The 24,083-nt window shown below is 40.6% G+C and carries 20 protein-coding genes, 6 tRNA genes and 1 pseudogene; 1 reads left to right on the top strand and 26 read right to left on the bottom strand.

Translation table 11 applies throughout. From position 1 onward, the window contains the following. Nucleotides 1-290: 290 nt before the first annotated feature. On the top strand, nucleotides 291-1,043 hold the full coding sequence (locus F3G76_RS04400) for a DUF4198 domain-containing protein (protein ID WP_149706034.1): 753 nt from the start codon (nucleotides 291-293) through the stop codon (nucleotides 1,041-1,043). Between the two features lie 608 nt (nucleotides 1,044-1,651). Here F3G76_RS04400 and F3G76_RS04395 read toward each other — a convergent pair. The 26 genes and pseudogenes from F3G76_RS04395 to F3G76_RS04270 form a co-directional block, all read right to left on the bottom strand. Continuing rightward, nucleotides 1,652-1,726: transfer RNA gene (locus F3G76_RS04395), tRNA-Glu, on the bottom strand. 6 nt (nucleotides 1,727-1,732) lie between these two features. Next, nucleotides 1,733-1,808 (bottom strand) — tRNA-Lys (locus tag F3G76_RS04390). Nucleotides 1,809-1,926: 118 nt separating this feature from the next. Further along, nucleotides 1,927-2,003, bottom strand: a tRNA-Asp gene (locus F3G76_RS04385). 12 nt (nucleotides 2,004-2,015) lie between these two features. Next, nucleotides 2,016-2,091: transfer RNA gene (locus F3G76_RS04380), tRNA-Val, on the bottom strand. 16 nt (nucleotides 2,092-2,107) lie between these two features. After that, a tRNA-Glu gene (locus tag F3G76_RS04375) sits at nucleotides 2,108-2,183 on the bottom strand. Nucleotides 2,184-2,197: 14 nt separating this feature from the next. After that, nucleotides 2,198-2,273: transfer RNA gene (locus tag F3G76_RS04370), tRNA-Lys, on the bottom strand. Between the two features lie 236 nt (nucleotides 2,274-2,509). Continuing rightward, entirely contained in the window at nucleotides 2,510-3,238 is a 729-nt protein-coding gene (locus F3G76_RS04365) for a HEAT repeat domain-containing protein (RefSeq protein WP_149706033.1), read from the bottom strand. Nucleotides 3,239-3,244: 6 nt separating this feature from the next. Then, complete coding sequence (locus F3G76_RS04360) at nucleotides 3,245-5,614, bottom strand: tetratricopeptide repeat protein (RefSeq protein WP_149706032.1); 2,370 nt, start codon at nucleotides 5,612-5,614, stop codon at nucleotides 3,245-3,247. A 22-nt stretch (nucleotides 5,615-5,636) separates the two neighbouring features. Further along, nucleotides 5,637-7,127: an NADH-quinone oxidoreductase subunit NuoN gene (gene nuoN / locus F3G76_RS04355; RefSeq protein ID WP_012001127.1), complete on the bottom strand. Its 1,491-nt coding sequence runs from the start codon at nucleotides 7,125-7,127 to the stop codon at nucleotides 5,637-5,639. After that, the gene (locus F3G76_RS04350; RefSeq protein ID WP_149706031.1) at nucleotides 7,124-8,635 is read right to left on the bottom strand and encodes an NADH-quinone oxidoreductase subunit M; all 1,512 of its coding nucleotides are present in this window, start codon (nucleotides 8,633-8,635) and stop codon (nucleotides 7,124-7,126) included. The genes nuoN and F3G76_RS04350 overlap by 4 nt, the downstream gene beginning before the upstream one ends. Then, nucleotides 8,635-10,473 carry an NADH-quinone oxidoreductase subunit L gene (gene nuoL, locus F3G76_RS04345; RefSeq protein WP_149706030.1) on the bottom strand — a complete coding sequence of 613 codons (1,839 nt, stop codon included), beginning with the start codon at nucleotides 10,471-10,473 and terminating at the stop codon, nucleotides 8,635-8,637. Before nuoL ends, F3G76_RS04350 begins: the two co-directional genes overlap by 1 nt. Nucleotides 10,474-10,476: 3 nt before the next feature. Next, entirely contained in the window at nucleotides 10,477-10,779 is a 303-nt protein-coding gene (nuoK, locus tag F3G76_RS04340; protein ID WP_149705254.1) for an NADH-quinone oxidoreductase subunit NuoK, read from the bottom strand. Further along, nucleotides 10,776-11,312, bottom strand: a complete 537-nt coding sequence (locus F3G76_RS04335) for an NADH-quinone oxidoreductase subunit J (RefSeq protein ID WP_149706029.1) — start codon at nucleotides 11,310-11,312, stop codon at nucleotides 10,776-10,778. The genes nuoK and F3G76_RS04335 overlap by 4 nt, the downstream gene beginning before the upstream one ends. After that, the gene (gene nuoI / locus F3G76_RS04330) at nucleotides 11,305-11,943 is read right to left on the bottom strand and encodes an NADH-quinone oxidoreductase subunit NuoI (protein ID WP_103558219.1); all 639 of its coding nucleotides are present in this window, start codon (nucleotides 11,941-11,943) and stop codon (nucleotides 11,305-11,307) included. The genes F3G76_RS04335 and nuoI overlap by 8 nt, the downstream gene beginning before the upstream one ends. Before the next feature lie 8 nt (nucleotides 11,944-11,951). Next, a complete protein-coding gene (nuoH, locus tag F3G76_RS04325; protein ID WP_004318044.1) occupies nucleotides 11,952-12,947 on the bottom strand; it encodes an NADH-quinone oxidoreductase subunit NuoH in 996 nt (331 codons plus the stop codon). Continuing rightward, nucleotides 12,940-15,240: an NADH-quinone oxidoreductase subunit G gene (locus F3G76_RS04320; RefSeq protein WP_149706028.1), complete on the bottom strand. Its 2,301-nt coding sequence runs from the start codon at nucleotides 15,238-15,240 to the stop codon at nucleotides 12,940-12,942. Before F3G76_RS04320 ends, nuoH begins: the two co-directional genes overlap by 8 nt. Next, entirely contained in the window at nucleotides 15,237-15,947 is a 711-nt protein-coding gene (locus tag F3G76_RS04315; RefSeq protein WP_149706027.1) for a hypothetical protein, read from the bottom strand. Before F3G76_RS04315 ends, F3G76_RS04320 begins: the two co-directional genes overlap by 4 nt. Continuing rightward, entirely contained in the window at nucleotides 15,944-16,174 is a 231-nt protein-coding gene (locus tag F3G76_RS04310) for an NADH-ubiquinone oxidoreductase subunit E family protein (RefSeq protein ID WP_021086350.1), read from the bottom strand. The genes F3G76_RS04315 and F3G76_RS04310 overlap by 4 nt, the downstream gene beginning before the upstream one ends. Next, nucleotides 16,171-17,400 carry an NADH dehydrogenase (quinone) subunit D gene (gene nuoD / locus F3G76_RS04305; protein ID WP_149706026.1) on the bottom strand — a complete coding sequence of 410 codons (1,230 nt, stop codon included), beginning with the start codon at nucleotides 17,398-17,400 and terminating at the stop codon, nucleotides 16,171-16,173. The genes F3G76_RS04310 and nuoD overlap by 4 nt, the downstream gene beginning before the upstream one ends. Beyond that, entirely contained in the window at nucleotides 17,397-18,161 is a 765-nt protein-coding gene (locus F3G76_RS04300; RefSeq protein ID WP_149706025.1) for an NADH-quinone oxidoreductase subunit C, read from the bottom strand. The genes nuoD and F3G76_RS04300 overlap by 4 nt, the downstream gene beginning before the upstream one ends. Beyond that, nucleotides 18,158-18,670: a NuoB/complex I 20 kDa subunit family protein gene (locus F3G76_RS04295; protein ID WP_021083979.1), complete on the bottom strand. Its 513-nt coding sequence runs from the start codon at nucleotides 18,668-18,670 to the stop codon at nucleotides 18,158-18,160. Before F3G76_RS04295 ends, F3G76_RS04300 begins: the two co-directional genes overlap by 4 nt. Beyond that, nucleotides 18,652-19,041: an NAD(P)H-quinone oxidoreductase subunit 3 gene (locus F3G76_RS04290; RefSeq protein WP_012001119.1), complete on the bottom strand. Its 390-nt coding sequence runs from the start codon at nucleotides 19,039-19,041 to the stop codon at nucleotides 18,652-18,654. Before F3G76_RS04290 ends, F3G76_RS04295 begins: the two co-directional genes overlap by 19 nt. 107 nt (nucleotides 19,042-19,148) lie before the next feature. After that, nucleotides 19,149-20,783, bottom strand: coding sequence for a multidrug ABC transporter permease/ATP-binding protein (locus tag F3G76_RS04285; RefSeq protein ID WP_149706024.1), 1,635 nt, complete (start codon nucleotides 20,781-20,783; stop codon nucleotides 19,149-19,151). Further along, nucleotides 20,783-22,147 carry a coproporphyrinogen III oxidase family protein gene (locus tag F3G76_RS04280; protein WP_149706023.1) on the bottom strand — a complete coding sequence of 455 codons (1,365 nt, stop codon included), beginning with the start codon at nucleotides 22,145-22,147 and terminating at the stop codon, nucleotides 20,783-20,785. The genes F3G76_RS04285 and F3G76_RS04280 overlap by 1 nt, the downstream gene beginning before the upstream one ends. 174 nt (nucleotides 22,148-22,321) lie before the next feature. Then, on the bottom strand, nucleotides 22,322-23,650 hold the full coding sequence (locus tag F3G76_RS04275) for a YrzE family protein (protein ID WP_149706022.1): 1,329 nt from the start codon (nucleotides 23,648-23,650) through the stop codon (nucleotides 22,322-22,324). Nucleotides 23,651-23,652: 2 nt separating this feature from the next. Next, a pseudogene (locus F3G76_RS04270) lies at nucleotides 23,653-24,083 on the bottom strand (hypothetical protein); the annotation flags it as partial.

Genomic DNA, 24,083 nt, shown 5'->3' with positions numbered 1-24,083 from the left:
ATAGCAAAAGCAAATTTATTTTGGTTTATCCTCTTGTATGTAAAATTTAATTTTATATTGACAATGATTATTATTTTGATATAATTGCATCACTGATTTTATTTCGTAATTTCAGTGATTAAACTATTTTTATAGTCATGCTATTTTTATAAATTTGATAAAATAAATTTGGTTTTGATTACTAAATTTTCTAAAAATTAGCAAAATTTAGATCTATAAAAATTTAACAATATTCTTGTGACATATATTAGAAAAAGAAAAATAGACATTTTAATCTGAAAGGATAGGTAATGAACAAGCATTTATTTGCACTTTTGGCTTTGGCAGCATTTAGCAGCCACTCTTTAGCTCACGAATTTTGGCTTTTTGGGAGTAGCAAGGAGGTAACTAGCGTCGATATCGGCTATGCAGACGACTTTCCGACTGTTGAAAAGATCCCAGATAATAGGATCGCCCTATTTGAAGCCCCATACGTTATAAACAAAAATGGCGAGAAACTGAGCCTAAAACAAAGCGGCGAAAACTACCACTATGAAAGGGCCAAACTAGAGGACGGCTCATACCTTATAGCTGGCGAGTATAAGCCTACATTTTGGACAAAAGCGAGCGATGGCACATGGCACATGGGCAAAACCAAAGAGGACATCAAGGATGCCAAATACTGCAAAAAAGCGAGCATGAGCGCAAAAGGCGTAATAAATAAAAATGCCAAGGACAACTCTGTAACAAAACCTTCACAACAGCGCCTAGAGATAGTTCCGCTTGACAATCCAGCAAATTTCAAAGTTGGCGTGCCGTTTAAAGTGAAAATTCTATTTGAGGGCAAACCTTTAGAAAATGCTACGCTTGATGGAACATTTGATAGATTTTTGAAAGAAAAAAGTGCATTTCACGGCCAAACTGAGTCAGACGGCACGATAGAAGTACTTGCACTTAAACCTGGAAAATGGCTGCTACAAACAGTGCATAAAATGCCGTTTGCCGACTCAAAAATTTGCGATGATGAGACGATTGCTGCAACGCTTGCATTTGAGCTAAAATAGATCAAATTTAAGATCAAGCAAGTTTTCATCTTAAATTTGTAAAAGGGCGTATTTTAATGCGCCCTACTCTTTTATCTTATAAGTCAAATTTATCAAGACAAAATCAGCAAATTTATGTTGCGGCTAAATTTTAAAATTTGTGTATTTCTAAAAGATTTAATAACTCCAGCAGTCATAATTTCATCATTATTTGTAATCTCTAAACTTTTAAAAACTGCTGATCCGTTTTCGCCTAAAATCTTTTACAAAACTCAAGCACCCCCCCCCGTTATTAAAACAAGTTTTTAGACCTTCATTAAATAATTATGAGATTTTAAAATACGGCATTGTGATATAAATTCTACTATTTGAATACCAAAATTGCTTCGCATATTAGCAAGCAATAAAGAAAGCGTTATAATCCATAGATGTAAAATTTACTGAAAACAAATATAGAATATTTTACTGTGGAAAACGAGCGCTCCATTGCTTTCTACATGTGCAACTCTTGTAGCTTTTAAAACAAATTTATCTTTTATAAAAATAGAAAGAAATTTTAAACATTTTTTAGTCAAATTTATTGCACTAGCAGTAAATTTGAAAAATTTGAGTTAAATTTAGAAGAAAAATGGTGACCCATACGAGACTCGAACTCGTGTTACCAACGTGAGAGGCTGGTGTCCTAACCGCTAGACGAATGGGCCAAAAGATGGTGCCCCGTGTAGGTCTCGAACCTACGACCCCATCATTAAGAGTGATATGCTCTACCAACTGAGCTAACGAGGCAAGATTAAATATCAATAACAAAGTGTTATCTTAGAACTTATAATCTTAAAATTTAATTTGATCACTCAAAAAAACAAGAAAAAATAGAATCAAGAACCTTAACCTAAGGTTTAATGGATGGCGCAGCGGACGGGGCTCGAACCCGCGACCTCCGCCGTGACAGGGCGGCATTCTAACCAACTGAACTACCGCTGCACCTAAAAGTAATGGTGGTCGCTATAAGACTCGAACTTATGACATCCACCTTGTAAGGGTGGCGCTCTACCAACTGAGCTAAGCGACCTAAAATTTAAAATATCTGGCGACCCTTAGAGGATTTGAACCTCTGTTCCTACACAGAGAAAGTAGAGTCCTGAGCCACTAGACGAAAGGGTCATAAACCCAAAAAATGGTGTCCTGCGTTGGATTCGAACCAACGGCCCCCTCATTAAAAGTGAGATGCTCTACCGACTGAGCTAGCAAGACATGATTATTTAAAAAAGAATTGAGATTATACAAAAAACATTATTATATGTCAAGAAAAAATTAAATTTTAAATCAAATTAAAGCTATTTTGTCCGCTATTTCTAAGCAAAAAATATAAAATTTTATTTTTAAATCTTCTAAATTTAAAACCAAAATTTCTTATAAATTTAAACCATTTTTACTTTATAATCCAACAAGCAAAACAACATCAAGCACACAATCCGCTTAGTGGCAATTTAATCCCTGCCTAAAAATCTTATCGCCATATTTCTTGCTTTTTCTATCTTTTCAGCCTCTTGATTTTGGACTGCGCTAGATGATATCCACTTTTTACCAAACAAAATTTGAGCCGCTTCTATCATAATCGCGCAGGCGTATAGCTCTTTTTCACTAGAGATGCCTTGCAAAAATGCGGCTTTTGTTTTATCTCGCAAGATTGTTTGGCTGGCCCTATGAAACGACATCTGCATAATGCTAGCTGCCGCCCAAGCCCTGCAAAGGCTATCTTTGCTGTTTAGCATCTCGCTTATCAAAATTTCTATTTGCTCTAACGTGCCAACCCAGCCAAGCGCTATTATAAGCTTGCGGCGAAAGGTATCATTTGTCCCTAAAAAAGAGGTTATTTTAGGTATAAGGCGATCACAAAATGTGGTATAAAAGTCTCTATGCTTAGACTTAGAAAGGATTTGCGCTATAAGATAGATGGTTTCTATTTTTAGTTTTTGATCGCCCTTTTTGGCTAAGCGCTCAAACAAAAACTCCAGTCCAGCGCCTCTATGCCTATCAAAACTGCTTTCTAAATTTAGCTGCCTGCCATCTTGCCACTCTTTGCAAATGAGATCATAGTGATATGCTATCTCGTCACTTGCGCCTAAATTTGCGATAAATTTGATCCTTTTGCCGTCAGGGAAATTTTCTTTTTTAAGCTCTAGATACTCTTTTTCAAGATCATTTAAACTTAGCACTAAATTTTACTTTATCATCTCAAGTTTGGCTTTGCAGGCATCTTTGTAAGCACTTGTGAAATTTGAACCAACGCACTCGTTTAGATAAGGTTTAGCTAGCTTATACTGCTTTTGCCTGATGTAAATTTCGCTTGCCAAATTTAGCGCATGCAAGCGGTCTTCTGGCTCAAGCTTCATATTTAGTATAAATTTCGCCTCATCAAGCGCCTCATCAAGGTTATCTGTCTTTAACGAAGCCTCCGAATAGTCAAAATTTAGCTTTGGTGAAAAGGTATTTATCTTGGCCCTAGTTTGTAGCTCAAGCGCCTTTTTAGCGTAGGTTGCAGCGATAGCATAGTCGTTGCTCTTCATCGCATAGTCGCTTATAGCCGCATACGCCTCGATGATCTTAAAGTCCTGCCCTCTTAACTGCTCGATCGCGCTGATTGTTGAGACCGCCTCGGTAAAGCGCTTTAGCGCAAGCAGCGAGTAAAATCTATCAAAAAGCGATGGCGTAGGATCCGAGTACTCGACTGCTGAGCCAAGCGAGAGCGCGTCGTTTGCCGCAGTGATCGCATGCTCATAGTCTTTATTTTTATATAAAATTTTGCTCAAATTTACCAGCCATTCGACTCTATCTTCTAAATTTTCATCCTTTACATGCGCCTTTGCAAGCTCTAGCGCCTCATTGTAGCGTGCCGTTCTAAAGTAGCAGTTAAAGAGTTTAAACTGCGGCAAAGAGACCTTGCTCACATCGTAGTTTTCGAGTAAATTTACAACCGCTGTGCAGTCATCTTTGATGAAAAACTCTTTTGTTAGCTCAAGCGCAGCCTCATTTACGAGCTCCAACGCCTTGCTTAAATTTTCATCTTTTGCGAGGTTGTTATAAGCTAGCGCATCGGCAAATTTACGCTCTTTTAGATCAAGCTCAAGCTCGCTGATTAATGCCTTTTGGCTGATATTTGTGCCGGCATATTTTTCGATGAGATCTTTATATCTTGCGTGAAGTGCAGTGGCGTTTTTATCCTCTTCTTCAAAAAATAGCCCATCCTTTGCCTTAGCGACCTCATCGATATAATCGCCATACTTAAACTCTTTTTCGTATCTGTTTAGGTACTCGTAGGCCTTTTTTTCATCTTTTGTTTTGGCTAAATTTAGTGCTAAATTTTTTAGTGCTGCCTCGTAAAAATCCTTTGTCCTATCGCTATTATTTACCAAAATTTCATAAATTTTAGCCGCCACGTCTGGCATATCTTTGCTGGCAAATGTATAGGCTAAATTCATCGATTTTGTCGGATCGTTCATGAAAAATTTTTCATTTGCATTTGCGATCTTTAGTACAAATTTCTTTGCCTCTTCAAATTTCTCTTTATCGATATTTGCGTCTGCTAGGCTTAGTGCTGCCCTGCTTGCAAGGTCGATGTCATTTGTAGAGTAGAGCACCTTTTCATAGTCGCTTAACGCCTCTTTTTGCCTGCCTATTTTATATAGGTAGTCAGCATAATCAAGCGTAGCAAGCTTTGTAAATTTTGACTCCGCGTGCTCTTCGCTTAGTATGTCAAGCATATATTTTGCATCACTTGCGATGCTATCTTTTAGGTAAGCTCTGGCGATGAGATACAGCACCTCTGGATAGTTCTCATCAGAAGGGAATTTTCTTATCCAAGCTCTGCCCTCGCTTACGATATCTTTTGGCTCAAGCCCCTCAAACTCGCTCTTTGTCTCAAAAATTTTATCAAGCGCTCTTAGCCTAAAAAGTAAAAACTCGCTTGAAAAAAGACTGGCTGGATGCCTTTTTATCGCTGTTTGTGTATCTTTTACCACGCTTTCATAAGCGCCCTTTTCGTAAGCTCTTTTTATATTTATGTAGATGTCTATATCGTTGCTATCAAGTCCAGCGATAGGCGCTTTATTAAGATCAAGCGCTCCGATGCTTGGGCTTAGCATATCTCTAAAATCAGGCGAAAAATTTAGCCCAGATACTCTTTTGTTGTTTTCGCTTAGTGAAGTGTCGATAATGATGCTAAAGTGCTTTGAGATGGTCGTCTTTGGCGTATCTTGTACGCTTGGACTGCTGTAAAGCTCAGTTTGAACATTTAGAAGTTTTGAAGGCGCCTTTGGCATGATGACGATAAAGAGTTTGCCATCTTGCTTTTTATATTTTATGTCCATTAAAGGCAGCGTCGTATCTTCGATCTTTGGCAAGATCCCATCATCTAGCATACAAACGTAGCGCTTCGTGTCATAGGCTAAAATTTGCTCCACGCATTCAAATTCTTTCTCGTCGCTTAGTTGAAGGACGCTATAAGGCTTATTTGCGTTTGCGCCGCTGTTTAGGCTAAGGCTAAAGGCGGATAGATAAAGCGGTAAAAATAAGATGGTTAAGAGCTTTTTCATGCCGCCATTATAGTTAAATTTTCTAAAATCCTGAAGCAAAGACAAAATGCTCGATAAATTCCAAAATCGCTCCAGAAAATAAAAAGGCAAAGACCGTGCCAGCAACGGCAACTCCAACGATCACCTTTAGTGCCATCGAGACGTTTGAGATGTAGATATTTTTATCTTTTACGATAGGCTCTTTTAAAAACATAAAGACGATTAGTTTTAGGTAGTAATAAATAGCAATCGCCGAGTTTATCATGATGATGAGGCTAAGCACGACATAATCAGACTTTATAAGCGATGAGATAAGCACCATCTTGCCCCAAAATACGCTAAAAGGCGGTATGCCAGCAAGGGCGATCATGAAAATTCCCATTATCACAGCGTAACTTGGCAAAATTTTAATAAGCCCTGAAAATTTCTCATACGGGTGTTTAAAGCGCTTGTCCCAGCAGACGACGTCGTCGCACCTTGCCACCCAGAGCATAGAAAATGCGCCCAAATTTGCAAACAAAAACATGATCCAGTAGAAAAACAAGGCGACATTTGCCTCGTGAGAATTTGCCACAAGCGCGCAAAGCACGACACCAGCGTGAGCTATGGAGCTAAAAGCGAGCATCCTTTTGACGTCTTTTTGCACTAGCGCCATGATGTTTGCAAGGCTCATCGTAAGCACGGCGATGATGTAGAGCATATCTTTTATCCATGAAATTCCAGAGCCCTCAAGCATCGCAAAAATTCTTAACGCGACAATAAAGCCCGCCACCTTTGGCACTATCGACATATAGCCTGCTAGTGGGGCATTTGAGCCCTCATAAACGTCTGGGATCCATGTGTGAAATGGTATGAGTGAGAGCTTAAAGCCAATGGCTGAAGCGATGAAAACGCAACCAAGCAAGATGATTAAGTTTTGATTTAGGCTAAGATCTTTTATGGCAACGCCTATACGAGCGATGTCTATTGAGTTTGTTGCTAGATAAAACATCGCTATCGCCATCGCAAAAAAGCCAGCTGAGAGCGAGCCCATCGCGAAGTATTTGATGGCAGCCTCGACGCTTTTTGCTTTGTTGTGAAGGGCGATTAGGGTGTAGAGGCAAAGCGAGCTAATCTCAAGGCCTAAAAAGATGATAAGTAGGTTGTTTGAGCTCACCATAAACAAAAATCCAGCGATCATAAACAAAAATAGCGCGTAATACTCGTAAATTTTATATTCAAAATACTCTTTTGTGCTAAGTGCTAGCGGGATGAAAAGAGCTGAGGCGATTAGGATAATGATCTGCGAAATGATAGAAATTCCATCGACTAAGAGCATATCCCAAAAGCTTAGGCTAAGCCCGTTAAAATCAAGCGTAATGCCTAAATTTACAAATATAGCGATGATACAAAATACGCAGTAGAAATTCCTCGAAAGATCCTTTTTTATCGCTCCAACTATGAGGATAAAAAGTGCAAAAACCATCATGCTTAGCATCGGCGAGAGCGATTGTAGCGAGATCTCGTTTAGGTCTAAAAAGGCTATTTCGTTCATAGTTTGCTCCCGCCATTTAAAGATGAAATTTTATCCTTTGTGCCGCTATTTACAGCTCTAGTTTGCATTTTGCTTATGATATTTTGCACGCTTGGCTCAAGTGGCTTTAGTATCAAATTTGGTGCGATACCAAGAATGATTATGAGCAAACAAAGTGGCACAAGAGCGGCTAACTCTTTAAAATTTAGATCTTTTAGGCTTAAATTTTTCTCTTTGCACTCGCCAAAAAAGACCCTTTTATAAAGTACGAGCATATAAATAGCGCCCACGATGATACTAAAGCCACCAAAAATCGCATAAATTTTACTTAGTTTAAAGACGCCAATTAGGCTCAAAAACTCGCCCACAAAGCCAATAGTTAGTGGCAGACCGATACTTGCAAGGGCCGCTATAAAAAATATAAGCGCATACTTTGGCATGACCTTGGCAAGGCCGCCAAATTCGCAAATTTCTTTTGTGTGAGCCCTCTCGTAGATGACGCCAACTAGCAAAAACAAAGCGCCACTTACGATACCGTGGCTTATCATCAAAAATATAGAGCCGCCAAGGCCTATTAAATTTAATGAAAAAATGCCAAGCATGATGACACCCATGTGTGAAATCGAGCTATAAGCGATCACTTGCTTCATGTCGCTTTGCGCGTAGGCAACGAGGGCTGCGTAGATAATCATGATGATGGCTATGACGCAGACAAAGCCGCTTAAAAGCAGGCTCGCGTCTGGAAAAAGTGGTAGTGAAAATCTCACAAAGCCGTAAGTACCCATCTTTAAAAGCACGCTAGCAAGCAGCACCGAGCCGATAGTCGGAGCCTGTCCGTGTGCGTAAGGAAGCCACGTGTGAAATGGAAACAGCGGAGTTTTCACGCCAAAGGCAAAGAAAAATGCTAAAAATAGCCAAATTTGAGCATTTTCTCCGATGCCAAGCTTGTACCAATCAAGCAGGTTAAAGCTAAAGACGCCGCTTTTTTGATAGCACAGATATCCAATAAAGATGATCGCCACTAGCATAAAGACAGAGCCTAAAAATGTGTAGATGAAAAACTTAATCGCAGCGTAAATTCTATTTTTACTGCCAAATGCGCCGATGATGTAAAGAAGCGGTATGAGGCTAAGCTCCCAAAAGCTGTAAAACAAGATCATATCAAGTGCGCTAAAGACGCCCATCATCGTGCTCTCTAAAAATAGCACGCTAATAACCAGGTGCTTTAAATTTCCATCATCACTAAGTGCGGTGATAGAGATGAAGCTCATAAATGCGCTAAGGACTATAAGCACAAGCGAAATGGTGTCGATGCCGACAAAGTAGCTGATATTTAGGCTTGGTATGAGCGAGACTTGATGCGTTAAAACAAAGTCATAACCCTGAAAATCGACATTTACGCAGATAAAAATGGCTAGCAAAAGCTCGATTAAAGCGATGCTTGCTCCATAAAATTTGATGCTTTTATTTTCTATCAAAAAGCCAAGTATTGCGCTTATTGCTGGGAAAAATATGATGACACTTAGCATTATTTGGCTCCGTTTAATAAAAATATAAAGCTTAAAAGCAAGGCAAATCCTGCGACCATAAACCTAAGCATGACGCTTAGATCGCCACTTTGCATTTTGTTTGCAAGATACGCAAATTTAGTAACCAAAAGTGCGACAAAATCAACACTACGATCGACTATCATCTCGTCAAATTTCTTGCAAATTTTAGAGATAAAAGAGTAGCCATTTATAAAAAATTTCTCATAAAATTTTGGGATAAAGTAGGCATTTTGCAAAATTTTGTAAATTTTACTCTCGCAAATGCTCTCTTTAAAAATTTCTTTTTTATAGGCTAAGACTGCAAAACCAGCGCTTGCAAGCACTAAGCCAAGTGTTAAAACGAGTAAGAAAATTTCACTGCTGTGAGATAAATTTAGCTTAAAATCCCCAAGGCTATTACTTAAAAACTCGCTAAAGTTGCTCCAAAAAAAGCCACTAATGACCGAGAGAACGCCGAGCACACTCATGCCAACAAGCATGTAGTTTTTAGCTTCATGTGCGTGAGTGTCGCTTTTTGGCTTTGCAAAAAAGACTAGCATGACAAGCCTAAAGCTATAAAATGCCGTAAGCACCGCGCCAAATAGCAAGACGGCCCACAAAATTTGATTTTCACTAAAGGCGACTTCTAAAATTTTATCTTTAGAAAAAAAGCCAGCAAATGGATAAAAGCCAGCCAGCGCGCAGCTTGCGATGATAGAAAGAAGTGCAGTTGGCTTCATAAATTTATAAAGTCCGCCCATTTTTTTGATATTTAGCTCGTCATTCATCGCATGCATGACGTTACCAGCGCACAAAAAGAGAAGTGACTTGAAAAATGCGTGCGTGACAAGGTGAAAAAGTGCGATCTTGTAAGCGCCAAGACCAGCGGCTACAAACATATATCCAAGCTGTGAAAGCGTCGAGTAGGCGACTATCTTTTTAAGGTCGTTATGCACAAGCGCGATGCTAGCTGCAAATACCGCTACAAATGCGCCAAGGCAGGTAATAAAGTGTGAGACTTCAGGCACGTTTGCAAAGATAAAATTCGCACGTATCACTAGATAGACGCCAGCTGTTACCATGGTCGCAGCGTGGATGAGGGCAGAAACCGGCGTTGGACCCTCCATGGCGTTTGCAAGCCAAGTGTGAAATGGAAACTGCGCGCTTTTACCCATAGCGCCTATAAAAAGTAGCGTGGCGATGATGCCTAAATTTAGCCCAGAAAGGTCGCTTCTAGCGTTAAAAACCTCGCTAAATTTAAGTGAGCCAAAGCTATAAAATATATAAAAAATGCCAACAAGCATGGCAAGGTCAGCCACTCTATTCATCACAAAGGCTTCGTTTGCAGCGATGTTTGCGCTAGGTCTTTTATACCAAAAGCCAATGAGCAGCCACGAGCAAAGTCCAACGCCCTCCCAGCCGATAAATAGCCCTATGAAGTTATCGCTTGATACAAGGACGTTCATGCAAAAGACAAAGAGCCCAAGATAGCTAAAAAAGCGGTTAAAACTCGCGTCATCTCTCATGTAGCCAATGGAGTAGATATGCACGATGCTAGCGACTACGCCCACAATGCTAAGCATCACAAGGCTAATCGCGTCAAGGTAGAAGCTAAAATTTAACTCCAAACCGCCTAAATTTATAAACTCTTTTAGGGTTAAATTTAGTGGCTCATCTACGCTAAGACTAGCCGTTAGCATAAGCGAGGCTGTGGCGCTAGCGATCATGAGAAGCGAGCAAAAAAGACCGATAAATAAATTCTTACTGCTATGCGAAAAGATGCCAGCTATGATGAAGCTAAGAAGTGGGAAAAATAGCGAAATACAAAATAAAATCATCTCTTAGCCTTTCATATTTGTCATCGAATCTAAACTGATGCTGCCACTCTTTTTATACCAAAGCACGAGCAGTCCAAGCCCTACAGCGACCTCGCTAGCAGCGATGGCTACTATAAAAAATGCGATGATCTGCCCAGTTAGATCAAAGTAGTATTTCGAGATGGCTGCAAGTGCGATGTTTGCTGAGTTTAGTAAAATTTCGCTTGAGAAAAATAGCATTATCAAATTTCTTCTTCTCATTATGCCAACAAGCCCTATGACAAAGACCAGACTTGCTAGGATGAGGTAGTGAGTAAGGCCTATCATAGCATCTCCTCAAATTTGCTTTGTGTATCTAGGTCTTTGTGTATCAAGATGATGCCAGCCACCATCGCCACAAGTAGCATGATAGCGCACATCTCAAAGGCTAGCAGATACTTGCTAAAGAGTAAAATTCCAACCGCTTCGATGTTGCCAAGATTAGCGAGGGTAGAATTTACCACCTCTTGCTTAGCGCTATAGATCGGCGCTAAAAAGATAAATATCAAAAGAAGCGCTATGAAGCTACTTAGAAGATAGATGATGATCTTTGCTTTTTTACCGCTTTTTGGCTCGCACTCCTTGCTGGTGTCAAAAAACATCATCGCAAATGCGTATAAAACGACCACCGCGCCTGTATAGACGACGATTTGCACCACGCCTAAAAACTCAGCCCCAAGCAAAAAAAATATAGCCGAGATAAAAACCATGCCAGCAGCTAGCGCAGAGACCGCATTTAGAGCGTTTTTGCAAAGCACGCTAAAAGAAAAACTAACTAATATAAAGGCACTAAAAAGATAAAATGCAAAGCTCTCATACATCGCTTGACCCTTTTAAATTTATATCCATCGTTTCTGCCTTATCTTCATTTGTAAGCGCATTTGGCGTCTTTTTCACTAAGCTATCAGCATTTTTAGGTAGTGCGCCATAGCCCTCAAACTCGGTTTGATCTTTTAAAAATTTATCATCTGTTAAAAACTCAGCCTTTGTGCCAAAGAGGATTTTGTTTTCACTTGCGACCTCATACTCTTGCCCGCAGACGATAGCAAGCTCAGGGCAGACATCAGCGCAAAATCCGCAATAGACGCACCTGCTTAAATTTATCGTGTAGCTTGCGACCTTTTTACGACCATCTTCGCCAAGAGAAGTCTTCATCGAGATGCAGTTGCTAACGCAAATTTTCTCGCATAGCCCACAGCCTATGCAACGCTCATTTTCGCTTTCAACAAATTTTAAAAGTCTATGAATTCCCCTATATCTGGCGTTTAGCTGCATCTTTTGCATAGGGTACTTTAAAGTGTGCGACTTGCTAAAGAGCATCTGCTTTAGCGTGATCTTTAGTCCCACCAAAAGATCAAGCTTAAAAGTAGCGGCGATGAAGTGCTTAAATTTATCAAATGCCCCTTTTGGCTCTATCTTTTCGTCTATCAAAATATATCTTTTCTCGCTCATTTTACGCCTTAGATAAGTAGTGCAAAGCCGGTTATTACGACATTTAAGATGCCAAGCGGAAGTAAAATTTTCCAGCAAAGCATGCTAAGCTGATCGACCCTTAGATGCGGCCACGACGCCCTCGTCCAAAGGAAAAAGAAAAAGACTAGGCTTGATTTTAAAATGATCATCAAAGCACCCGGGATAAATAAAAACTCATTAAAACCGCCCAAAAATAAAAGCGTGATGATGATACTTGCTGCGATCATGTTGGTGTATTCGCCGATAAAAAACATCGCCCATCTCATGCCACTATACTCGGTGCCATAGCCTGCCACGATCTCGGTCTCGTTTTCTGTTAGGCAAAATGGCGTTCTGTTGCACTCCACAAAGCTTGCCATCACGAAAAGCACGAAGGCTAGAGGCTGCTTGAAGATGAGCCAGTTAAAGATGCCTTTTTGGTAGTTGTTTATATCAACTAGCGAGAGCGAGCTAGTCACCATGACAACGCTTAAAAGTGCCATGCCAGCGACCACCTCGAAGCTAAGAAGTGCCACGACTGCACGAGCGGCGCTGATTAGTGCAAATTTATTGTAGCTTGCAAGACCTGCTGCAAGTGGCGAAAAGACGCAAACTGCTGCCACGCCAGCGATATACAAAACGCCCACATTTATATCTGCAAGTATCGGTCTAATCGTATGCCCAAAAACCTCAAACTCAGGCAAAAATGGCACCGGCGCAAGCGCTGCAAATGCCGCGATAGCAGAGATTAGAGGGGCTATTAGAAATATAAATTTATTTGCATTTGCTGGGACGATGTCCTCTTTTGTAAAGAGCTTTATCATGTCAGCTACGATCTGAAGCACGCCAGCAGGCCCCACCATATCAGGTCCCACGCGGCGCTGCATGTAGGCTAGCACCTTTCTTTCGGCGTAGGTCGCAAGCCCTGCAAGGCTAGCCATGACGGCCAAGATGACGACTGCTTTAACAATAGTTGTTATCACAAAAAATAGCATTTCACTCATTCTCTGCCTTTATTATTTTTACGCTAGCAAAACTCTTGCCCTCAAAAATGGCGCTTAGATCAAGCTTATCATCGTAGTCGCCAAGATAGGCTGCCACGCCTCCTAGCTCGCTATCAAGCTCCACGCAAATGGCAAGCTTTTGCCCATTTTTTTCTAAAATGACCGCTTCATTTTGTGAAATTTCAAATTTAGCCATAAACTCGCCGCTTGCGTAAAGTTTCGCGCGTTTAGCAGTTTGGCTGGCATAGTTTGCAAAAAACGATGGCAGATTTATAGGATTTGCAAGGCTTATTAGCGCTTCGTCCTCTTTTAAATTTAGCTCATTTTGCTCTTTAAAAAGTGGCTCTATGTCCTCTTTTGGCGTGAAATTTGAAATTTCAAGCTTGTAGCCTCTGTGGCTTGTGCCATCATTTGCGTAAAAATTTTCTAGATCATCAAATTTAACGCCCCTATAGCCCTTCTCTTTTGGTAGCTGCGCTGTGTAATCAATCGTATTTTTAGCCGCTAGCCCAAGTGCATTTGCGATATCGTTTAAGAAGTAGCCGCTATGAGCCAAAGCCGCATTTGTCGGCACTACTTCGTTATTTATGCTTGTAAATGTGCCCTCTTGCTGATTTAGCGCACCAGCGTCAAGATCGCCCTCAAAAATGCTAAATTTAAACTCGCCCATTTCATCGTATCCTAGCGTCTTGCCAGGCTTTTTCTCGTGTGAAAGCGTGCAAATTTTAGCCACGCCAAGTGAGTTTGTGCGAGGCGGTATGAGCATCACACGAAACGGCGTAGTTCTTGCGATCACTCCAGCAAGGGCTGCAAGTAAATTTGCATTTTCATGAGCGTAAAAGTCGCTACCCAAAATGAGCGTAAATTTAGCCTTGCCCTCGCAGAGGGCAGCTACTTCTACGCCAAAGCTCTCTTCAAAATTTTCAAGTCTAGCCTGAAGTGCTGCTGGTAAATTTTCACCCCAGTTTTTAAGAACAAAGAGTAAAATTTGCTCCAATTTGCCAGCCTCATGGCTCACACAGGCGAAATTTTTTGAAAATTTCTTCACGACCTCATCAGCGATGTGATGAAAGTAAATTCCAGCAGCTTTATTCATCTTAAGGGCGTTATTTAGCTTATAGCTTGTAACTGGGCTCTCGTGGCGCAAGAAGCTACCAGCTGTGATGATAAAGTCGCTATTTTTTAGGCTCTCATAGTCTGCGTTATATGAGCTAAGACCGCTAAATTCGCTAAAAATATTTAAGAAATTTTGAAATTTAAAAGCCTCATCGTTTAGTAAATTTAGATCAAATTTTTCTCTCAAGCGCTCCAAAATAAGCGCCTCTTCGTTTGTTATGAAGCTATTAAATTTTATATTTTTTATGTTGCCGTTTTTAAAATTTAAGACTAGCTCATTAAATTTCGCCTCATTTTTGCGGGCATTTTCGTTGTGAAAGTCGTAGCCAAACCTTGCCGCACCGCTTATCTCACCAAAGTGAAAATCGTTGCTAACGCGGTAAATTTGCTTGCTTCTATCGCTAGTGCTTTTCTCTTTTACGTCATAAAAAATGAGCTCGCAGTCGCTTTGGTGCGGATTTGCCGCTGGGACACGGCTTAGCTCCCAGACATTTGAGCTATACTGAAAATTTGAGCTAACAAGCGCGCCAACAGGGCAGACGCTGATGCACTCGCCACAAAATGAGCAGTCCAAATTTTCGCCCACACTTGGGCCAATTAAGCTCTTTTGCATCTTGCTAAAGACGGCGTAGGCATCTTTAGGCATGCTTTCTTTTAGCTCTTTTGGCACTTCAACGCCCCTTGGCACCGTTTTTAGCGCGCTCTCGCCGATCTTATCTTTGCAAACCGTCACACACCTCTCGCAGACCACGCAAAGGGCTGGGTCATAGTTTATTAGCCCCCATTTTTTGTGCGGTTTGTGCGTGTCCTCTATGGCAAATTTTTGCTCATTTACACGTAGATGCGCCGTTAAATTTTGTAGCTCGCACTCGCCGCTTTTATCACAAACACCGCATTGAAGGGGGTGATTGACGCAGTATGTCTGCATGATCGCATTTCGCTCAGCAGCGATCTCTGGCGTATTTGTGTAAATTTGCATATCCTCTTTGGCTTTGGCGTTGCAGCTATAGACCACTTTGCCGTTTGCTTCGACCATGCAAAGCCTGCAAGCAAGCGTTGGCGAACAGCCGCTAAGATAGCAAAGCGCTGGGATATATATGCCATTTGCTCTTGCGATATTTAGGATGCTCTCGCCCTCGTTTGCCTCTAAAATTTGATCGTTTATGGTGATTTTCATTTGCTAACTACTACTTGTTTAAATGCATATCCATCAAAATTTTTTGCGCCAAGCACGGCAACCGTGCCTTTTAGCGCTGGGTCAAGCCTAAATTTAGCCCTCACGCTAAAGTCTTTTGCCTTTAAATTTAAAATTTCGCCATCCTTTGCCTTTGCCACGATGCCAAACTGCACGCCGCCCACGATCTCGTCACTTGCGTTTTTATTTAGATAGACGACCGCTCCGTCAAAATTGTCAAGCTCTCTTAGCTCGCCAACTTCGCCACCTGCTGCAAATTCTCTCACTTCGCCGCCTGCTAAAACGACATTTTTGCCTAAAATTTCAAGCAGCCAAAAGATCGCATCTTTATCTGGATGAGTAAAGAGTGAGTCGTCAATTATCACGTTTTTTACGTCCTTTATCCACTCTCCAAGCTCTTCAAACTCCTCCTCGCCCACGTTGCACTCGCCGCTTATGAGCCCATCATCAAGCTCGTCAAAAAACTCATTTTGCACCAAATTTGCATACTTGCAAAGAAGCGCTAAGACATAGCTTATCGATCCTATCTCACAGCGGATCAAATTTTCGCCGCCAAGCTCGTTATCTTCAAAGCATGAGATGTATTTAAACTCGTGCTCTTTTATCTTTTTTGCTAAATTTATGTCGCTCAAACTTAGTAAATTTGCGATACTTAGGCTCTTGCCTGCTATTAGATCATTAAATTTCATATCTTGCCCTTTTTTATCGTTAATGCCCAATCAACTTGGTTAAATTTAAGCGAGTTCATCACCTCGCAGTTTAGGTTATAAGCCAAATTTACAGCCTTCTCTACACCGCTGTAATCACCTATCTCAAACAAAAATATCACCACTTCGTCTGGCTCGCTAGCCTTTATCTGCTGTCCAAGAGCGCTTAAAAACTCGCCCTTTAGATGCCTAAGATCGACCCTTCTCATCTATCAACCTCGCCTAAGATGATATTTGTGCTGCCAATTATTGCAGCCACATCTGCCACATACTGCCCAACTAGCATATCTTCATAAATAGCGCAGTGCCAAAAGCTTGGCGTGCGAATTTTTAGGCGGTACGGGCTTGAGCTACCGTCTGAGTTTATATAAATGCCAAGCTCGCCCTTTGGCGACTCACTAGCAAAGTAAATTTCGCCCTTTGGTGGCTTTAGCCCCTGAGTTATCAGCACAAAATGCTGCATTAATGAGTAATTTTGGCTCATTATCTGCTCTTTTGAGGCGCTCACATACTCTGGCGCGTCGGCGATGATAGCGGGGTTACTTGTCTGATACTTGCTAACGCACTGCTTTAAAATTTTCACGCACTCGCGCATCTCTTTCATATAAAGTAGATATCTTGCGTAGCAGTCGCCCTTTGTGGCGTAAGGCACGTCAAATTCTAGCTCGTCGTAGATGAGATATGGCTCTTCTTTTCTGATGTCGCGCGCGATGCCACTTGCTCTTAGCATTACGCCAGAGCAGCCGCTACTAAGGGCTAGCTCTTTGCTAACTACGCCCACGTCTATTAGCCTTGCTTGCCAAATTCTATTTTCACTTAGTAGATCTTCGTAAAGTGTGATGTCGCTTGGAAATTTCTCGCAAAATTTAAGCAGCTCCTCGCACCAGCCATCAGGCAGATCAAGCGGCACACCACCGATCCTTATGGAGCTATGCGTTAGCCTTGCGCCGCAGTATTTTTCTATGAGATCAAGGACGTATTCACGCTCTCTAAATGCGTATAAAAAGACGCTCATTGCCCCTACATCAAGGGCGTGCGTAGCTAAAAATAAAAGGTGCGAGCTGATGCGGTTTAGCTCTAAAAGCATCACTCTAATGATCTGCGCACGGCGAGGCACTTCTATGGCGCAAAGCCTCTCCACAGCCGCGCAAAATGCGTAATTATTAGCGCTTGATGCGATGTAATCCACCCTGTCAGTCACTGGGATAAATTCCTGATAGGTCATATTTTCAGCCATCTTTTCAACGCCTCGGTGCATAAAGCCAACCTCTGGCATAGCGCGCACGACCTTTTCTCCGTCAAGCTCAAGCACGAGTTTTAGCTGTCCGTGTGCGCTTGGGTGCTGTGGGCCAAAATTTAGTATCATCTTGCCGTCATTTTGTTCAAATTCTAAATTTTCAAAAAATGGTTTTAAGCGGTTTGGTGCCTGGCTCAAGGTCTTTCCTTTACTATCTGGCTTTGGTTAAATTTAGCCTTTTTGACAAATCTCACGCCGCCTTCTTCTTGATACTCGTACTCTTCATTTTCATCAAAGACACGTGAAAAGCCAAAGGTATCTTTCTCGTTCACAAAGGCTGGGTCGCGGTTCTCTTCGCCGATCTGCTCTCTAAACTCACGCCCAAAAATTTTATCCACCTCGTACCATTTAGCAGCCTCGTCGCCAACTAGTGGATAGCTTTTTAGTAGTGGGTGCGAGTGCCAGTCATCAGGCATGATGAGGCGCTTTAAATTTGGATGATCTTTAATGAGAACGCCACTTAGATCATACATCTCGCGCTCAGCCCAGTTTGCGCTTTTATAAAGCTCACAAACGCTTTTTAGCATTTCATCCTTTTTAACAAAGCACTTTACGCGTGTGCGCCTATTTTTGCTAACACTTAAAAGCTGATAAAAGACCTCGTATCCACCTTTTTGCGCTATATAATCAACCGCAGCAAGCTCACAAAGCTGCTCGTAGCCAAAGCCTTTTAACGCTTCAAGTGCTTTAAAATTTTCACTAGAATTTACATAGAGAACAAGTTGGTCAAACTCCACGTAGCTAGATAAAATTTGCACTCCGCTTTGCTCTAAAACAGCCAGCTCTTCGTCAAATTTAGAGCCACTTACTGCTTCTTTTAACGTCTGCTTGGCGATATAAAATTTCTCGCTGTAGTACTGCTTTTTTTGCAGGTCGTTTTTTGGCTTATACTCTCTCATATATCTAGCTTTCTTGGCTTTTGCGCCCTAAATGCACTTTGTTTTCTTATCTTTTTTTGAAGCATCATAAGTGCGTACTGAAGCGTCTCTGGGCGCGGGGCACAGCCTGGGATGTAGATATCGACGGGGATTATGCGATCTACACCTTGAACGGTTGAGTAGGTGTTAAACATGCCACCAGTGTTTGCGCAGCTACCCATCGAGATGACCCACTTTGGCTCAGGCATCTGGTCGTAAAGTCGCCTTGTAAATTCAGCATGCTTTTTAGTTAGCGTGCCAGCTATGATCATCACCTCCGAGTGCCTTGGACTAGCGCGAAATATAGTGCCAAATCTATCAAAGTCATATCTGCTAGCGCCACTTGCCATCATCTCGATCGCACAGCATGCAAGCCCGTAGCTAAGCGCCCAAAGCGAGTTGCTCCTGCCCCACTGCACGAGCTTATCAACGGTCGTTAAAACGACTGGCAGACCGCCATTTGCAGCGTAGTTTATCTGATGCTTTGCCATTTAAAGACTCCTTTTTGCCAAGCGTAGGCAAAGCCGATGAGTAAGATCGCCACAAAAAGTAGCATCTCTATGAGCCCAAATAGCCCAAGCAGCCTAAAATCCACCGCCCACGGATACATAAAAATAACCTCAACGTCAAATAAAATAAATAAAATTCCATAAAAAAAGTAGTGGATATTTATCTTATTTGGCTGTTTTACAGTTGTCGGTCCGCACTCGTAAAAGCCAACTTTTAAGCGCTCAGTGTTGCGGTTGGCTAGCTTTTTGCTTATCTTTGAAGATAAAAATGTTATCAAGCTAAATGAACAAGTAGCTAACAAAAGTATGATAAAAGCGCCAAGATAGGTGCTGTCAAGCTCTGAGTGTGACATACTTCGCCTTTTTTAATTTTTCAAAATTCTACTAAATTTAAATTTATTTGATCTTGAAATAGCTCAAGAGTAGCGCACTCAAATCTCTTTTTGTGTAAAAAATACTCTTATTTTATCTTCTCAACGGCGTCTTTTGCGGCACTTATGCGCTCAGCCTCATCAAGCTCGCGCACAAAGCCATCTTTTACTAAAATGATCCTAGTTGCCACGTCAAAGTAGCTATCATCGTGGCTTACGGCGATGACGCTTATGCCTTTGCTTTGCAAAAACGGCAAAATTTCTTTATAAAATTTACGCTTAAATAATGGGTCTTGATCGGCCGCCCACTCATCAAGGATAAGGATAGAGCGGCGTTCTAATATGGCTATTAGCAGGCTCAGGCGCTTTCTCTGACCGGTTGATAGCTGCGTGGTGCTAAGCTTATTATCAATGACACTTACCTTTTTATCGATCTCAAGCATGGCCAAGAGCCCCTCTATATCGCTTTGGCTGGCAAAGCCATCACGACAGAGCGTTTGCGAAAATAGATAAAAATCAGCAAAGATGGCGCTTATTTTGGCTTGATAGCTTTGTAAATTTGCATCATCTATCTTTGTGCTATCAAGGTAAATTTCGCCGCTACTTGGGCGGATAAGTCCGCAAAGCAAATTTATAAGCGTGCTTTTGCCGCTGCCATTTTTACCTATGATAAATGTTATCTCGCCGCGTTTGATCTCTAAATTTACATCATTTAGGCTAAATTTGCCGTGGTCGTAGTTGAAATTCAGATCCTTTAGCCTGATACTTTGCCACTCATCGCTTAGACTATCATCAAATTTAAAGCCTTCTTTAAATTCATTTAAATTTAAACTCATGATCTTCTCTAAGCTCACCTTTGCGCTAAGTGCGGCTGGTATGGAGCCAACCATACTCATAAATGAGCCTCTTAAAAATAGTATCGTAAGGCTTATGCTAAGCGCTGTTTGCAGGCTCGCCCAGCCAAATGCCACGCACAAAAATACGCAAAGTCCGACCGCGCCAAGGAGCATTACATTTGTAAAATTATCACTTAGTGCATGAAATACGTCAGCTTTTACCATGCTTTGACGCTTTTTGTCGCCTGTCAAATTTAGTTCATCAAAGCAGACACTTGCTCTTACTCTATTTAGACTTAGCTCTCTGTGCCCCTCGACGATGTCGTCATAGTGCCTTTGCAAGGCGTCATCTTGGGTTCTGGACTCTTTGAAGTAAAAATGGATCTTTTTCATCAAAAGCGTGTTTATAACGAGTGTTGCGCCGATCCAAACTGCGCTAAATATAAAAACTTTTGGCGCGATGTAGGCTAGATAAAAGCTGGCACAAATGATGAAAACTAGGCTTTGTATAAAGCCAGTAGCGCTCATAAAGGCAAATGTGATCGTCTTTATGTCGTTGTTTAGACTTGCTATGATCTTTGCCTTGCCGATCTCGTTTATCACGCTATTTGGCGTGTCTAGAATTTGCTTTACGCTTTGATATCTAAGCTCGTAGATAAATTTATGTCCAAAATTTGTAAGCGAGATATTCGCAGCGATGGCGCTTATGAAAAATAAGACCAAGATAGCTATAAATTTAATCGCCACAAAGGCGTTAAATTCTTTTAAATTTACAAGTTCATTGTTGATAAAAGAGAGCGTCCAGACGCCAAGCCCGCTAAAGGCAAGCGTCAGGATCACTATTTTGATTATTGAAAAAAGATTGCTTTTTATTAAATTCGCAAGCATTACATCGCAGCGCGTGGCTGAATGATGTTTTGATCAAATTTTTGCTCGGTATTTTCACTCATGATGTGAAGTACCTTGCTGCGTTTGATCTTCGCGTCATCCTTAAATATCGCGCGCACCTTATCCATGCCAGCGTAGAAGTCGCGCATGAGCACGACGCAGATGTATTTGCCAAAAAATGTCGGCTTGATAACGCCATTTTCTTCGTATATAGCATTTACAAGTTTTAGCAAGCTAAGCTCGACAAATAGGTCTTTGTTGATGTTTGCCTCGTTTTGCTCGTTGTAGGTTTTGATATCCACGGCGCCGTCAAAAAGCCTTGTTAAAAATGTATATTTTAGTCTCTCTTTTTTGCTAAATGCGCATTTTGCGATGACTGGGCTTTGTCTTGCTTTGACCTTTCTGCCGTAGTCAAGTAGGTTAAAGGCGTTTATAACTAGCTCGCCGTCAAGAAAGCTAAATGCCCCACTACCAACGCCCACGTACTCTAAATTTGAGCCTACATATTCGTCGCGAAGGTCTGCGCTTTTTTCATTTGAAAATGCCCAGGCGTTACTTTGTCTATAGCCGCCTTTAGCAAATTCGCTCACGATAATCTCGTAAAATTCGCGCTCATTATCGACGTTTGAGACGCCAAGTGCGCGAGCGATGTTCTCTCTTGTTAGCTCTGATTTCATCAGCGGATAAAATGTTATTTGTTGTGGAGAGATCGATTTTGCGACATTTACGTCGTTTATTATCTGCTCTTTTGTTTGATTTGGTAGGTTAAAGATGAGATCTAGGCTGATAACTGGGATCTTGCCAAGAGCCTGCTCTATCTTTCTTTTTGTCTCCTCGGCCGAGCCAAATTTATCATATCTGCCAACCCTTTTTAAAGTCTCATCATCAAAGCTTTGCACGCCTACGCTTAAGCGGTCGATGAGGCCGTCAAAGCGGCTGAGGCTCTCTGGTGAGATGTGATTTGGGTCGCTCTCTGCTGATACGTCTTCTATACTAAAGAGATCTTTTGCGAGTTTTAGCGTTTTTTCAAGCTCTGGCTCGTTTATAAGCGTCGTGCCACCACCCACATAAAGCGATGTAAAGTCAAAACCAGCCTCTTTTATCTGCCTCATCTCCTCGCGTAAATTTTCAAAGTAAATTTTGGCAAGCTCCTGCTCGTAGTGGTACTTATGAAACGAGCAATACGGGCAAAATGTGTGACAAAACGGCACGTGAGCGTAGAGCATGTACTTTTTGTCTTTTTTTGGAGTTTTGGTGTAAGTCGTGTTTAAAATGTCTATGTTAAATTCGTTATATAGCGATTTTTGTATAGAATTATGAGCGTAATTTACAGCAAAACTCTCAACAATATTTTTAAAAATCATAATTAATCGCCTTTTGTAAGTTGGTCTTAAAATAATGCGTTAGGATAGCTAAAATTTGATAAATTTAGCCTTGAATTAAAGAAATTTTTAGCTTGGCCCCATAAATTGGGCTTATAAAATTTAAATTTCTAAACCTGCAAATTTCACATATCTATCAAATTTTGCTCCCAAAGCTTAAGGATTTTCCTCCTTGGCTCTTGAGATGATCTTACTCGAGTCAAGCTCAAATTTTACTCCGTCTTTTGTCTGCAAGTAGTAAAATTTACCGATATTGCAAAGCGACTTCACATCATAAATTTTAACCGCTTTTTCATCTATCTCACAAGGCGTTTGCTCTTTGTCTTTTGCATCACAAAGTGAGCTTGGTAGCGCCTTTAACGCACTTTTATCCACAAGCAAAAATTTATAATCCACGTCGCCTATGTTAAAGGTTTTTGCTGTGTATTTTATAAATAAAAGCGAGTTTGAAACGATCATAAGCGAAAGTGCAGTGTAGAAAACAAATGAAAAATCCCTTGTCTCTTTGATGCTAGAGGCGCCCAGTATAAAAGAGAGCATGAACGAGCAAAAGAGTATCCAAAGTGCCAAAAGTCCGCCATTTTTTAAGATAATAACTGAAATTATAAAGAGTAAAATCATGAGAAATGACAGAAGATAGATGATAAATTTTGATCTATCTTTAAAGAAAACTGCCAAATTTACTCCAACGTAGGAAAGTAAAAACATCGACAAGATAGTGCTCCAGCCGTAGTTTAGCTTGTAGCCTGCAAAGGCCAAAATGGCAAAAGAGATGAGCGTTAAAATGTAGATGAAATTTGAGTTATAAAAAAATAGAAATTTTGGCTTTTTAAATTTATGCTTTTTATCGTCGTTTTGGTACAAAAATGAGACAAAAACGAGGACTAATATCTCAAAAACAGTGATAAATGCGGTTGCGCAAAATAGCAAGATGCCTGTAAATATCATCTCCGAACTATCTAAACTCGGAAAATATCGGGTCTCAAAACCAAAATATAAAAAGTAGCAAAGCACGCTGATGATAGGCACTATGAAATTTGAGTGTTTGAAGAAATTTGCGACGCACTCTTTTATAAAATTTGCCTTTAAATTTGCCGAGTGCTCGCCCAAATGGCTCTCGAAAAACGAGTTTAAAAGCAGCTCATTTTTGACCTTTTCAAGCTCCTCTGGCTCTTTTGAGAGCGCTCTTTTGTAAATTTCATAGTTTTTTTGCTCACCAAAGTCCTTTATGATCTCATCTTTGATATCCAAAATAACAAGAGTGATCTGCTCTTTTATCTCGCCGAGCCTTTTTGAAACTTCATTAAAATTTGTCCTATTTAACCTATCAAAAAGGTCGTTTTCTTCGTTTAAAAGAGTGATCAAACGCGCTTGTTTGCTACTTCTTATCTCACAGTTTGAAAAATTTGCCTTTATAAAATTTACAAATTTCTTAGCGTTTTTAACGCTCTCATCTTTTTCATCTAAAATGTCTTGGTAACTCAAATTTACCTTTCTTGTTTTTGTTTTAATATAACCTTGCTAGCATCAAGCTCAAATTTTACACCATCTCTTGTCTCTAAATAATAAAATTTACCAAGAGTTGATAATGCTTTAATGTTATAAAGCTGTATACTTCTATTTATTTCATAGCAAGTTTTACCGCCATTGTCTTTATTATCTTTCTTACAAATTTCAATTGGCAAAACATCTATTGTACTCTTATCTACTAAAAGCATTTTATATTCTATATTTCCAAAATTTGAAAATTGAATAATTTTACCACTTAATAAACAAAGCAAAACAAAATTTATAAAAATAAAGGCTTTAAAAACATAGCCAAAATAGTAAATATCCCTCATTAATAGCAACAACGAAACAATAAAAGTTAAAAATATAACAAACATTAAAAGATATAATGCACCTTCATGACCTACTC

The organism is Campylobacter concisus (assembly GCF_902460575.1).
GTDB lineage: Bacteria > Campylobacterota > Campylobacteria > Campylobacterales > Campylobacteraceae > Campylobacter_A > Campylobacter_A concisus_AW.
This window is presented reverse-complemented; position numbering and strand designations above follow the sequence as displayed.

What these genes read in the sequence shown, in the direction of transcription:
- F3G76_RS04400 (WP_149706034.1), top strand. Translation starts at nt 291, where the DNA reads ATGAACAAGCATTTATTTGCACTTTTGGCTTTGGCAGCATTTAGCAGC.
- F3G76_RS04360 (WP_149706032.1), bottom strand. Translation starts at nt 5,614, where the DNA reads ATGAAAAAGCTCTTAACCATCTTATTTTTACCGCTTTATCTATCCGCC.
- nuoN (WP_012001127.1), bottom strand. Translation starts at nt 7,127, where the DNA reads ATGAACGAAATAGCCTTTTTAGACCTAAACGAGATCTCGCTACAATCG.
- F3G76_RS04350 (WP_149706031.1), bottom strand. Translation starts at nt 8,635, where the DNA reads ATGCTAAGTGTCATCATATTTTTCCCAGCAATAAGCGCAATACTTGGC.
- nuoL (WP_149706030.1), bottom strand. Translation starts at nt 10,473, where the DNA reads ATGATTTTATTTTGTATTTCGCTATTTTTCCCACTTCTTAGCTTCATC.
- nuoK (WP_149705254.1), bottom strand. Translation starts at nt 10,779, where the DNA reads ATGATAGGCCTTACTCACTACCTCATCCTAGCAAGTCTGGTCTTTGTC.
- F3G76_RS04335 (WP_149706029.1), bottom strand. Translation starts at nt 11,312, where the DNA reads ATGTATGAGAGCTTTGCATTTTATCTTTTTAGTGCCTTTATATTAGTT.
- nuoI (WP_103558219.1), bottom strand. Translation starts at nt 11,943, where the DNA reads ATGAGCGAGAAAAGATATATTTTGATAGACGAAAAGATAGAGCCAAAA.
- nuoH (WP_004318044.1), bottom strand. Translation starts at nt 12,947, where the DNA reads ATGAGTGAAATGCTATTTTTTGTGATAACAACTATTGTTAAAGCAGTC.
- F3G76_RS04320 (WP_149706028.1), bottom strand. Translation starts at nt 15,240, where the DNA reads ATGAAAATCACCATAAACGATCAAATTTTAGAGGCAAACGAGGGCGAG.
- F3G76_RS04315 (WP_149706027.1), bottom strand. Translation starts at nt 15,947, where the DNA reads ATGAAATTTAATGATCTAATAGCAGGCAAGAGCCTAAGTATCGCAAAT.
- F3G76_RS04310 (WP_021086350.1), bottom strand. Translation starts at nt 16,174, where the DNA reads ATGAGAAGGGTCGATCTTAGGCATCTAAAGGGCGAGTTTTTAAGCGCT.
- F3G76_RS04300 (WP_149706025.1), bottom strand. Translation starts at nt 18,161, where the DNA reads ATGAGAGAGTATAAGCCAAAAAACGACCTGCAAAAAAAGCAGTACTAC.
- F3G76_RS04295 (WP_021083979.1), bottom strand. Translation starts at nt 18,670, where the DNA reads ATGGCAAAGCATCAGATAAACTACGCTGCAAATGGCGGTCTGCCAGTC.
- F3G76_RS04290 (WP_012001119.1), bottom strand. Translation starts at nt 19,041, where the DNA reads ATGTCACACTCAGAGCTTGACAGCACCTATCTTGGCGCTTTTATCATA.
- F3G76_RS04285 (WP_149706024.1), bottom strand. Translation starts at nt 20,783, where the DNA reads ATGCTTGCGAATTTAATAAAAAGCAATCTTTTTTCAATAATCAAAATA.
- F3G76_RS04280 (WP_149706023.1), bottom strand. Translation starts at nt 22,147, where the DNA reads ATGATTTTTAAAAATATTGTTGAGAGTTTTGCTGTAAATTACGCTCAT.